This is a genomic window from Chryseobacterium ginsengisoli (assembly GCF_039542325.1).
In the GTDB taxonomy this organism is placed as follows: Bacteria; Bacteroidota; Bacteroidia; order Flavobacteriales; family Weeksellaceae; genus Chryseobacterium; species Chryseobacterium ginsengisoli.
Window position 1 is genome coordinate 20,228 of record NZ_BAABHX010000007.1, and the last position, 12,303, is coordinate 32,530.

Below are 12,303 nucleotides of genomic sequence, written 5' to 3' on the forward strand. Positions count from 1 at the left end.
CTGAAATCTGTCATTCCGAAGAATGAAATTTCAAGGTTGAAATTTAAATAATATCTAAATCTCTGAATTTCTTAATCTTTAAATTAATTAAGAAGCCAGTCGTACCCTTTTTCTTCCAGTTCCAAAGCAAGAGATTTGTCACCGGTTTTGATGATTTTTCCGTTTGCTAAAACGTGAACGAAGTCAGGTTGAATATAATTAAGCAATCTTTGATAGTGAGTAATCAAAAGAACTGCATTTCCTTCATTTTTAAAGGCATTTACACCGTCTGCAACAATTCTCAATGCATCAATGTCCAATCCTGAATCTGTTTCATCAAGAATAGCTAATTTTGGATTAAGCATCATCATTTGGAAGATCTCGTTTCTTTTCTTTTCACCTCCCGAAAAACCTTCGTTTAATGATCTTGAAAGGAAATCTTTTTTAATACCCAATTGCTCAGATTTCTCACGAATCATAGCCAACATTTCTTTTGCTGGCATTTCGGATAATCCTTTTGCTTTTCTGTTTTCGTTCATTGCAGCTTTGATGAAGTTTGTCACAGAAACTCCCGGAATTTCTACCGGATATTGGAAAGAAAGGAAAATCCCTTTGTGAGCTCTGTCTTCAGGAGCATCTTCGATGATATCTTCACCATCAAAAATAATTTCTCCTTCTGTAACTTCGTAGTCTTCTTTCCCTGCAATAACAGAAGAAAGAGTAGATTTTCCGGCTCCGTTTGGTCCCATGATGGCATGAACTTCACCAGGTTTTATTTCAAGATTGATTCCTTTTAAAATTTCTGCGCCGTCTTCAATTTTGGCGTGCAAGTTTTTTATATCTAACATAAATGTGTAAAATCTAAAATATTTCTTTCTTTTTATTAGGAAGAATTTCAACAAAATAATATACGATAGACCCAATTCCCTGTGAAAAAACAAGAATAAGAATCCAAATAAGAACTTTGTTTGTAGTATCTCCTTTATTTGATTTTGTTAAATGAATAATGTCAAAAACTAAAATACCTACACCTATAAGACAGGTAACAGCAATAAGTATAAACGCTATAAAAAAGCTTTGTGCAAATTCCGCTGGAAATGGTCCGCCTTCACCATTGTTTACACCATTTGATATACTCATAAACATGCTGAAAAATGCAATGAAATAAAAAATAATTCCCAAAAATGGAAGAAAGTGTATTATTCCTATAAGTATTTTTTGTCCTTTTGTTAAATTCATTTTAATAATTTTATCCTACAGAACCCTCTAAAGAAATCTCAAGTAACTTTTGAGCTTCAATAGCAAACTCCATTGGTAATTTATTTAAAACTTCTTTACTGAAACCGTTTACGATCAAAGCAATTGCTCTTTCTGTATCAATACCTCTTTGATTACAATAGAAAATCTGATCTTCTCCGATTTTTGATGTCGTTGCTTCGTGCTCCAGTTGAGCTGTCGGATCTTTGATTTCTATATATGGGAAAGTATGAGCTCCACATTCGTTACCCATCAACAAAGAGTCACACTGAGAGAAGTTTCTTGCTCCTTTTGCAGAAGGCATTACTTTTACCAAACCTCTGTATGAATTCTGAGATTTTCCTGCAGAAATACCTTTAGAAATAATCGTTGATCTCGTATTTTTCCCGATGTGAATCATCTTTGTTCCTGTATCTGCATATTGGTGATTGTTGGTCACCGCGATAGAGTAGAACTCACCGATTGAATTGTCACCTTTTAAGATACAAGAAGGATATTTCCAAGTTACAGCAGAACCTGTTTCAACTTGAGTCCAAGATATTTTTGCATTTCTTTCGCAAAGTCCTCTTTTCGTTACAAAATTGAAAACACCGCCTTTTCCTTCTTCATTCCCTGGATACCAGTTTTGAACGGTTGAATATTTAATTTCAGCATTATCCATTGCAATCAGCTCGACAACAGCAGCGTGGAGCTGGTTTTCGTCTCTCGACGGAGCTGTACAACCTTCAAGGTAAGAAACATAACTTCCTTCATCTGCAATCACAAGGGTTCTTTCAAACTGACCTGTTCCTGCCTGATTGATACGGAAATACGTTGATAATTCCATCGGACATCTTACGCCTTTTGGAATATAGCAGAAACTTCCGTCAGAAAATACTGCAGAATTCAATGCTGCATAAAAATTATCTCCTCTCGGAACTACTTTTCCAAGATATTTTCTTACTAAATCAGGGTGGTTTTTAATAGCTTCAGAGATAGAGCAGAAAATAATTCCTTTTTCCATCAATGTGTCCTGAAAAGTTGTCTTTACAGAAACGGAATCTATTACAATATCTACAGCAACTCCCGAAAGTCTTTTTTGCTCCTCAATATTGATTCCCAATTTTGCAAAAGTTGCCAATAATTCAGGATCTACTTCGTCTAAACTTTCTAGTTCAGGTTTTGCTTTTGGAGCAGCATAATATTTAATTGCCTGAAAATCCGGTTTTGTATATTTAATGTTTGCCCATTCCGGCTCCACCATTTTCAACCAGATTCTGAAAGACTCCAAACGCCATTCTGTCATCCATTCGGGTTCCTCTTTTTTAGCGGAAATCGCACGGACGATATCTTCATTTAAACCAGTAGGGAAGTCCTCGTAATCGATTTTCGTTTCCCAACCGAATTCATATTTTTTATTCTCTAAATCGACGCGTAAATCGTCTTCTGTATATTTGCTCATTTTATTAGATTTTAGATACTAGAATTTAGATGTTAGTTTTGCAATGCGCTAATTTTCTAACCTCTAAATTCTAATTTCTAATTATAAAGAAAAACTTTCACCACATCCACATGTTCTGGATGCGTTCGGATTGTTAAAAACAAATCCTTTTCCGTTCAAACCTCCTGAATATTCAAGAACTGTTCCCGCTAAATAAAGGATAGATTTTTTCTCAACAATAATTTTCACCTCATTATCTTCGAAAATTTGATCTGTGTCTGTCTTGTGATTGTCGAATCCCAAAACATACTCTAAACCAGAACATCCTCCACTTTTTACCCCAACTCTTATATAATCTTCAGCAGGGTTGAAACCATCCTCTGTCATAAGTTGGATGGCTTTTGCCTTTGCTTGGTCTGATACTTTTATCATTGTATTTATTTAGAATGATTTAATGATGCAAAAATACGAACTAATTTCCGCAATCTCAAATCGAAGATATCTATTTTAATGATTCTGTTCTTAATAGGATTATTTTTTGAATGAAGTTACTGTTAAAAATATATAAATTTTACGTCTTAAACCTTTATAATACGTTTTTGATTTAACTTTGACTGGTATTTTTTATCTATAAAGAAAATTAATAATGAAACAAAAATTACTTGGTTTTTTTGTGTTATTTATAGTAGCAATGTCTTACGGACAGACTACGAGATATATTTATGAAACTGCTGTAAATCCGGATTCAATCAATCTGGTGAGCATGAAAACAGAGCGTACTTTTTTGGATATTAAAGGAAGTAAGTCTTTGTTTATCAGTGAAAATAAATTAATTAAAGATTCTCTTTTTGCTTCTTTTAAACCTGAAGAAAAAGAAAATAATAAAAAAACAGAAAAAGATTTTTCAAAATCGGGAGGAAGAAAGCAAATGGAACCTACTTTTTTTGAATATTTTATCACGAAAAATATTCCTGAGCAAAAGGTTTATTATTATGACAGAGTAGGTGGAAGACAAATTTATTATCAGGAAGACCGACCTGTAAAGTGGGAAATTACTAATGACGTTGAGAAACAAAACGGTTATCAGGCTCAAAAGGCAACCGTAAACTTCGGAGGGAGAATCTGGACGGCTTGGTTTACAAAAGATATTAATATTTCCGACGGACCTTATAAATTTTCGGGTTTACCGGGATTAATTGTAAAACTAGAAGACGATAAAGGAGATTATAAATTTGATTTGGTTAAAAAAATCATCATTAAAAATTCTTTTGAAGAACCCATAAGTTCTGACGCAAAACAAAGTTCAAGAGTTAATTTTCATGGAGATAGAATCGCACTGGAAATGGAATTTATAAAAAACAGAAAATCTATGGCTGGAAGTAATGGAGCTGGAATGCAGGATTTTAACAGCGGTGGCGGAAGACATGGAGGAGGAATGAACGGCGGCGGTATGGGCGGAATGCGAGGTGGCGGCGGTCACGGTGGAGGAAGAGGAATGAATGGTGGCGGAATGGGAATGGACGGAGGAAATAATGGTTTTCCTATGCAGAGTTCGGGCAATATAAATGCTTTTAGCGGAGGAAGTTCAAATCCAATAGAATTAAAATAAAAATATAATATAAATGAAAAAATTAGGCATTATTGCTTTAGCATTATTCATGCAATCGGCTTTTGCACAGACGAATAGATTTGTGTATCAGGTTACGATGAAAGCGGACGCATCAGATAAAAATGATATTAAAACGGAAAATGCATACCTGGATATTTCTCCTGAGAAATCTGTTTTTTACTCTGAGAACAGAATTAAAAGAGATTCTATTATGCAGGCAACTTTCCAGAGTGGGGGAGCCAGAGGTTTCAACAGAGAGCAGATGGAAGGCTTAAGGTCGAACATCAATTATTCTATTGAAAAAGATAAAAAAACTCAGAAAACGACTTTCAAGGACAGAATTGGAAGAGATGTTTATACCTATGAAGAAGACAGACCAATCAACTGGAAAATTTCTTCAGAAACTACAAAAATCGGGGAATATAAAGTTCAGAAAGCCGAAACGGAGTTTGGAGGAAGAAAATGGACGGCTTGGTTTACAACAGATCTGCCTTATCAGGACGGACCATACAAATTCGGAGGACTTCCGGGGCTTATTGTAAAAGTGGAAGATGATAAAGGAGAATATTCTTTTGATTTAATGAAAAACTATAAGATAGCAGATTTTCCAACAATGAATCAATTCGGAAATATTATTAAAGTAAAAAGAGGAGATTATGTGAAGCAGCAGAAAAAATTCCAGGAAGATCCAATGTCATTCATGACTCAAGGCGGCGGTGGCGGTCCGATGAGAATTGGCGGCGGTGGCGGCGGAAACCGTGGAGGCGGTGGCGGAAATCAAAATCCTGCCGATATGAGAAAAAGAATGGAGGAGAGAATTAAGGATGAAGCAAAGAAAAATAGCAATCCGATTGAACTACAATAAAGCAAAAACCCTGAAGATTCTTCAGGGTTTTTTAATTTTTATCTTGTTTAAATTATTTCAAAAGCTGATTGAAAGTATCACCTTGTCTTATATCTCCAGTGTTATAACCTTTCATAAACCATTCTTTACGTTGCGCAGACGAGCCGTGCGTGAAGCTTTCCTGATTTACATATCCTTGTGATCTTCTCTGAATATTATCATCCCCAACTGCTTCCGCAGCTTCAATTGCCGACTGAATATCGCCTGGTTCCAGGATATGTTTGTCTGAATCTGTTCTTTTAGCCCAAACTCCGGCATAAAAATCAGCCTGAAGTTCCGTTGCAACAGAAACTCTGTTCATTTCGGCTTCGGAATATCTTCCGCTTCTTCTTAACTGATCAACTTTTTGTGTGGTTCCTAAAAGAGTCTGAACATGATGTCCAACTTCATGAGCCAAAACATAAGCTATTGTAAATTCGGTTACTTTTGCTCCGAATTTTTGCTGTAATTCATTAAAGAAACTCATATCCATGTAAACTGACTGATCTGCAGGACAATAAAATGGTCCCATTGCAGACTGTGCCGTTCCACAGCCGGATTGTGTTGTTTCTGAAAAGAGAATAATTTTCGGTGGAGTATAGGTCATTCCGTTCTCCTTAAAAACCTGATCCCATGTTATGATGTTCCATTTTCCCATCATATCAACCATTTCTCCGATTTTTTTGTCATTTTCCGTCAGTTCTCTCTGTTCTGTTCTCGGAGAGCCGGAACCTGCACCTGAGGAAAGAATCGTAGAAGGATCACCTCCAAGAAAAAATATAATTGCAGCAATAATAAGAGTTCCCAATCCGCCTCCTACAACGGCTCCACCGCCTAGTCCGCGTCTGTCTTCCACATTACCGCCTCTGTCGTCTGTCCATTTCATAGTTTGTATTTATTTGTCTGTAAATTTAAAAATTTAAAGTATACTTTCTATGAATGATGCAAATATTTTATAATTAATTAGCGGTTAAGCTGATTTTTTTTCAGCCAATAAGAAGTTGATTGATAAGCCGAAATTGTTTCATCTACCAATTTTTTGTTTTGCTCTTTGTCTTTAAGTTGATTTTCATCAAAATAAATATTGAATTCAGGTTTCAGATTATTTTTGTGTTGAGCTAAAGTATATTGTTTTACTTTTCTTATCGGGGAAATAATCGTTAAATAATTATCTTTTATAAATCCTAGATCCTGATAAGTTGCCACATAAGCTTTCGGCTGAAATTCTTTCGTGAAAACATCCTGTCCTAAAAATTTAGATTGATAATTGAAATTCAGCAAACCGAAAAGAGTAGGCATCACATCGATCTGTGACATCGTTTTTGTAAATTTTTGAGGTTCAATAAATCCTTCTGAGAAAATCATTGCCGGAATTCTGTATTTATCCATCGGAAGTTCTGTTTTTCCTGCGCTAGAAGCACAATGATCGGAAATAATAACGAAAACCGTATTTTTATACCAATCCTGTTTTTTAGCCATTTCAAAAAACTTACGCAAAGAATAATCGGTATATTTCACACCTCCTTCACGAGATTTTACATCTCCCGGAATATCTATTTTCCCGTTCGGGTAAGTAAAAGGTCTATGATTGGAAACTGTCATCCAATGATTGAAAAATGGTTTTCCGGATTTTGATTCGGCATTCATCGTCTGAATTGCTTTTTTAGCCATATCTTCATCTGCAACTCCCCAAACATTGGCAAAAGTGATTTCTTCAGGCTTAAAATTATTTCTGTCAACAATGTCATAACCATTTCCAGCATAGAAATCCTGCATATTATCGAAATAACTGTAACCACCGTATAAAAATTTCACGTCGTAACCTTTAGATTTGAAAACACTTCCTGTTGTGAATTTATTTTTATTATTTTCTCTTTTAATAATACTTTCTCCGGCAGTTGGAGGAATACAAAGTGTTAATGCTTCCAAGCCTCGAACGGTTCTGTTTCCTGTAGCGTAAAGATCTGTAAACATCAATGATTTGTCTGCCAAACTATCCAAAAAAGGAGTGATTTTTTGTGTATTTCCGTAATGTTCAAGAAAATCTGCAGATAAACTTTCAATAGAAATTAAAACAACATTTTTCTTTAATTCCGGTTGGGTTGAAACAATATTTCTTTTTAAAACAGGTTGAGCATATTGACTTAAAAAATTCTTTTCAGCCTGATTTTGATTGATTTCAGGATAAAACTGGAAATAATCTAATTCGTTGTGCGTAAATGCCCAATAAAATTTAGGTAAACCATTCGCCTGAATTTCCTCTGTGAAAACGTTATTAGATTTTAGTTTTGTAGTTAAATTTAGTCCCAATAAGCTTATTCCGACCAAAAGAATGAATGCACCCAATAAAATGAATTTCTGCTTCAAATTCGGAAGTTCTAAAAGCTCGTTTTTTGTTTTTTTATAAATAAAAATTGTAATTCCAAGAGTGATTGCAAAAATTACTAAAAACAACGGAACAACAGGATAGCTTTCCATGATGTTTCCAATAACTTCGTTCGTGTAAATAAGGTAATCTACCGCAATGAAATTATATCTCAAACCAAATTCATTATAGAAAAAGTATTCGCTTACCGCATTGAAAACAATCAATAAAACATAAAGGAAAAGCGTAATAAAATATAGTGAATTTCTTATTTTCAAACGATTTTTCGGTAAAAAAAGCATTAAGCTGAATAAAATTATTTTTAAACCGATAAATGACAATGCAATTTCTGAAATTGAACCTCCATATTGTTTGAAAATATTATTTGGAATAAGAAGGATGTATAAAAAGATCAATACTAGTCCTCCTAAAATAATATATCCGTAAGGTTTTTTATACTTAGAATTTGATAAAAATAAAAAATATAAAGCCAAAAAAGCACTGGCTAAAACGAAAACCAAAATATCATTTAAGGCTCCAACCAAAATAATTTTTAAAATTTCAAATACTCCAAAACTTGCTGTAGTAATTGGATGAAAGAAAAAAACAATCCTTAAAATCAAGGAAATGATAAGATAGAAAGCCCCTAAATACAGGAATGGTTTAATTTTTTGGGTAAACATTGAGTTTAAATTTTTTTTGCAAATATAGTTTAGTTCAGACTTGTCTAATATAAAACTAAAATGTAATATTAATTATAAATTTTGAAGACATTTAGAATTTTACCTTAAAACTGATAATTTTAAAATTATTTTAATATTTCTTCTCATAAAAAAAGAACCATTAAAAAATGATTCTTTTGTATATCTTGTGATAGTAATTAGTTAATTGAAGAATTAAGAAAGTCCGAAACCAATGTTTCCTTTTCTGCCGGATAGATTTTTTTTGAAATCGATCATCCTTAAAGCTGTTACAGCCGCTTCAACTCCTTTATTACCAAGATCTCCGCCGCTTCTTGCGATAGACTGTTCTTTTGTATCGTCCGTCAAAACGCAGAAAATTGTAGGAGTATCGGTCATAATGTTACAATCTTTAATTCCTTGAGCAACTGCTGAACAAACATAATCGAAGTGAGGTGTTTCTCCACGAATTACACATCCGATAGAAATTACCGCGTCATATGTACGCTCCTTGCAAAGCTGCATGCTCGCATAATTCAGTTCAAAAGCTCCCGGAACCGGAAAAAGAGTGATGTTTTCAGATTTCACCCCTTCTTTTTGAAGGATTTCCAGAGCTGCATCACGAAGATTGTATGTTACAAAATCATTCCACTCAGAAAAAACAATGCCGATAGAAAACTCATCGGCATTAGTTATATTAAGTGGCTTGTAATCAGAAAGATTAACTGTTGCCATTGTTTAGTAATATTTAGTCATTTCAATATAAGAATCAGACATTCCGTTGTCGTAGTCCTGATATTTTTCGTCAATTGTAGCAAAATATTTTTTAGCATCTGCATTTTTCTTTAATCCCAATGCAACGATACCTGCTTTTCTTGTGAAATAGTAGGTTGTATAAGGATCGTCAGAAGCAGAAGCTGCTTTATCTAATAACTGTAAAGCTTCATCATTTTTGTTAAGACCAGATTTTGCATCTGCCATAGCTCCGAATTTCATTGCCATCATTGTCTTATTATCAGATGAAAAGCTATCCAAAAGATCGTAAGCTTCCTGGAATTTTCCTTCTTTAAACTTTAGTAAGCCTGCGTTATAAGCAGAAAGTTTACCAATGTTTGTTGCAGAATATTCGTTATAAGTTCCTACGAAACCAGGGTTTGCCGCAGATTTTCCTCCCAAAGCTTCTTTATCTTTACCATCAGCAAGATTTTTCTGAGCTGCTAAAAAGCTTTTCATCGCTTCAGCATTTTTAGGAGCTACAACAAATTGTTTGTAACCGAAGAAACCCAGAACACCTAAAACAAGTATTCCAAAAATAATACCTAGAGGTTTTGAATATTTTTCAAGGAATCTTTCTGTGTTTAAAGCCTCTCTGTCAAGATCTTTAAAAAACTCTACTGTTTCTTTACCTTCCTGATCGTTTATAAGTTTTGCCATAAATTATTAAAAATTGAAATGCAAATTTAATTGTTTCTGAATGATTTACAAAATACTTTGTGAGTATTATTGATTTTATTTAAATAATTAAATGTTGTAATCGAATTATCTACAAAAATGATTAACACTTCAATGTATTTTTTATTTTTTTTAGCTTTATTCGGGAGTTGAATTACAGTCGATTATGTTGCTTGTAATTTTTCCTGTAAATAAAGTATAATCTTTGATTTCTTCTTTTTGTTCAGGCGTTAAAAGATCATAAATACAGTCAGTGATTTCCGTATAAAGTTCAAATGCATATTTTGTATTAGGTTTCACATCATACCTGTCAATAAAATAAAACTCACTTGAGATATTTTCCAAATCTATTACTATTCTGTAACTAAATCTTTGATTAGGTCTTAAGTAAATTAAATGATTATAGATGTAATAGTTTAAATCGGCTTTTGTCTTATCCTTGATTTTGTGTTTTACTTGCCATTCTTCTTTTTCTTCGTCTAAAGAAAAGCAACCTTTATTTTCCGTCAAATATTTTTCAAAACTTTCAAAATCAATGTTAACGTGAGTTCTTTGTGGTTTTAAAATTTCTTTTGTTTTCGGATCTGTTAATTTCAATGAAAAAGATAAACCATGTGAAGGTGCATGATATGAATGGAAATATTCGCAGACAATATCATTCTCATAATATGCCTTTAAATTTGTCAATTCAATCGGAAAGGCATAGTTTTTTGTTGAATTATTTTTAATCGTGACAACGGCACTTTTTCTATCCAACTCCATTGAAAACTTTACCTCAATCTGAGACTTAACAATTTTTGGAACTAAAAAAAGAATTAGAACAAATAAGAACTTATTGCACATTGTAAATTAAAACGGATTGTTTTAAATCTATAAAAATTTAATATTTTAAAATATGATAAACTTCTGCATTAAATTTTTTAAGCTTTTCTTCTCCATTCAGGTCTTTTAATCCAATCAGAAAACTGAACTGTGAAACTGTTGCGCCTTGTTTTTCAACTAATTTTGCTGCAGCTTCTGTAGTTCCTCCTGTAGCTAAAAGATCGTCATGAATCAAAATTTTTTGTCCGGGTTTTATTTGTCCTTCTCGGGTTTCGATGATTGCACTTCCATATTCCAGATCGTATTTTTCGGAAATTACAGGAGGCGGAAGTTTCCCCGCTTTTCTGATTAAGATAAAAGGAACTTCCAAAGCTACTGCAATCGCGATCCCAAAAAGATAACCACGGCTTTCGATTCCGCAAACGGCATCGATTTTTCCTTTGCTGAATTCTACCAAATCTGCGATAACATCTTCATACAGTTTTGGATTTAAGAAAATAGGAGAGATGTCTTTGAACTGAATTCCCGGAATAGGAAAATCAGAAATGTTTTCAATTGTCTCTTCTAAATTCTTAATTAATTCTTGCGAAGCCATTTGCTTATGGATTTATTTTATAGCTTGAAATTTTCCACTCTCCGTTTACGCTTTTAAGTCCAAAAGTTACTTTTAAAGAAGTTGTTTTTCCACTTTTATCTGTTACGTCATAAGTAGCATTTACACTTGCCGAACTTGCGTTTGAAGCATTGGTTGAAATATTTTTTACACTAACATTTTTTATAGAACCAAAACCTGAAGTCGGGTTTGAGAAAGACTCATAACTTCCCCAACTTGGATTGCTTGCCGAATTATATGCTGCTTTTAAATTTTGAGAGCTTACATTATTTAAGAATCCTGTCACTGTCGTTTTAGGATCTGCAACAGGTTGTTTTGGCGCAGCCGGAGTTGTTGCAGAGGTTGCATTAGGATCTGTAGCTGTTGGAGTAGCTGTTGGATTATTCGGATCAATTACTGCCGGATCCTGATTTACTGCTGTAGAATCTACTTTCGGAGCAACAGGAACTTTCAGTAAATCCGGATTTACATCCAAACCGATTTTGGTCATTTTGAAAGTTTTTGCCGTTGTTTTTATAGAAACGGTGATGTCAATTTTATTATCAACAACTTTAGCTGCAGGAATTGAAGAGAATTTTAAGTTAAATCCTTTGAAATTATTATCCTGCATTAAGTTTTTCGCAGTCGAAAGTTTTACTCCATTACTAAAAACTTCAAGCGTAGCTTCCAAACCAGCACCTGTAAATGAAACCGGATTTCCTGCGTTGTCAACCAATCTCGGAATGATCTGAAGAGCTGTTGGTGCTCCCGCTCCGTCATCGCCTGTTGGTCTTGTTATAATGCTTAATGAATTTGCTTTTACGTCATTCGCATCAGTTTCTTTTGCTTTTTCGTCACCGAAAATATTCATTTCACCTAATGAAGGCGGAGATGTACTTGCCCATTCGATGCCGTTTTTTTGTGCAACCTGATCGGCTAATGTCATGATCTCAGGAACTTTTTTTCCGTTAATCAATTGTCCAAGAGCTTTTAATTCTGCAACGTCTCCATCAGCTTCCACTCCAAATGTTTTCAGAATGTATAGTGCTTCATTAAACTTAATCTGTTTAATGGTAGAAAGACTTGCCGTCATATCATTGATACTAGACTGTAAAGTTTTAGTATTTGTAGCATCTACATGATCTTTCTTACAAGCTGTGAAAAGCAACAAGCTGAAAATTAGTAGAAAAGAAAACTTTTTCATTTTTTTTCGGTTTACCACAAAAATAGTAAAACCTTTATTA

The 12,303-nt window shown here is 33.8% G+C and carries 13 protein-coding genes; 2 read left to right on the forward strand and 11 right to left on the reverse strand.

Going from position 1 to position 12,303, the window contains the following annotated elements:
• Positions 1–83: 83 nt before the first annotated feature.
• The 4 genes from sufC to ABD940_RS18100 form a co-directional block, all read right to left on the reverse strand.
• Positions 84–827 (reverse strand): Fe-S cluster assembly ATPase SufC, encoded by a 744-nt coding sequence (sufC, locus tag ABD940_RS18085; RefSeq protein WP_345207086.1) that lies wholly within the window; start codon positions 825–827, stop codon positions 84–86.
• 13 nt (positions 828–840) lie between these two features.
• The gene (locus ABD940_RS18090; RefSeq protein WP_345207088.1) at positions 841–1,218 is read right to left on the reverse strand and encodes a hypothetical protein; all 378 of its coding nucleotides are present in this window, start codon (positions 1,216–1,218) and stop codon (positions 841–843) included.
• A gap of 10 nt (positions 1,219–1,228) precedes the next feature.
• Positions 1,229–2,677, reverse strand: coding sequence for a Fe-S cluster assembly protein SufB (gene sufB / locus ABD940_RS18095; protein WP_047399199.1), 1,449 nt, complete (start codon positions 2,675–2,677; stop codon positions 1,229–1,231).
• A gap of 81 nt (positions 2,678–2,758) precedes the next feature.
• Entirely contained in the window at positions 2,759–3,088 is a 330-nt protein-coding gene (locus tag ABD940_RS18100) for a HesB/IscA family protein (protein WP_345207091.1), read from the reverse strand.
• 214 nt (positions 3,089–3,302) lie between these two features.
• Between ABD940_RS18100 and ABD940_RS18105 the strand changes: the two genes are divergently transcribed.
• Entirely contained in the window at positions 3,303–4,265 is a 963-nt protein-coding gene (locus ABD940_RS18105) for a GLPGLI family protein (protein ID WP_345207093.1), read from the forward strand.
• A 13-nt stretch (positions 4,266–4,278) separates the two neighbouring features.
• Complete coding sequence (locus ABD940_RS18110) at positions 4,279–5,130, forward strand: GLPGLI family protein (protein ID WP_345207095.1); 852 nt, start codon at positions 4,279–4,281, stop codon at positions 5,128–5,130.
• 52 nt (positions 5,131–5,182) lie between these two features.
• Here ABD940_RS18110 and ypfJ read toward each other — a convergent pair whose 3' ends face one another.
• The 7 genes from ypfJ to ABD940_RS18145 all read right to left on the reverse strand — a co-directional run bounded on the left by ypfJ (position 5,183) and on the right by ABD940_RS18145 (position 12,263).
• On the reverse strand, positions 5,183–6,034 hold the full coding sequence (ypfJ, locus tag ABD940_RS18115; RefSeq protein ID WP_345207097.1) for a KPN_02809 family neutral zinc metallopeptidase: 852 nt from the start codon (positions 6,032–6,034) through the stop codon (positions 5,183–5,185).
• 77 nt (positions 6,035–6,111) lie between these two features.
• On the reverse strand, positions 6,112–8,196 hold the full coding sequence (locus ABD940_RS18120; RefSeq protein WP_345207099.1) for an LTA synthase family protein: 2,085 nt from the start codon (positions 8,194–8,196) through the stop codon (positions 6,112–6,114).
• Between the two features lie 213 nt (positions 8,197–8,409).
• Positions 8,410–8,928: a 6,7-dimethyl-8-ribityllumazine synthase gene (gene ribH / locus ABD940_RS18125; RefSeq protein ID WP_345207101.1), complete on the reverse strand. Its 519-nt coding sequence runs from the start codon at positions 8,926–8,928 to the stop codon at positions 8,410–8,412.
• Between the two features lie 3 nt (positions 8,929–8,931).
• Positions 8,932–9,627 carry a YfgM family protein gene (locus ABD940_RS18130; protein ID WP_345207103.1) on the reverse strand — a complete coding sequence of 232 codons (696 nt, stop codon included), beginning with the start codon at positions 9,625–9,627 and terminating at the stop codon, positions 8,932–8,934.
• Positions 9,628–9,783: 156 nt separating this feature from the next.
• Positions 9,784–10,407: a hypothetical protein gene (locus ABD940_RS18135; RefSeq protein WP_345207105.1), complete on the reverse strand. Its 624-nt coding sequence runs from the start codon at positions 10,405–10,407 to the stop codon at positions 9,784–9,786.
• A 118-nt stretch (positions 10,408–10,525) separates the two neighbouring features.
• Complete coding sequence (locus ABD940_RS18140; RefSeq protein ID WP_345207107.1) at positions 10,526–11,062, reverse strand: adenine phosphoribosyltransferase; 537 nt, start codon at positions 11,060–11,062, stop codon at positions 10,526–10,528.
• 4 nt (positions 11,063–11,066) lie between these two features.
• Positions 11,067–12,263, reverse strand: a complete 1,197-nt coding sequence (locus tag ABD940_RS18145; protein WP_345207109.1) for a hypothetical protein — start codon at positions 12,261–12,263, stop codon at positions 11,067–11,069.
• Positions 12,264–12,303: the final 40 nt, after the last annotated feature.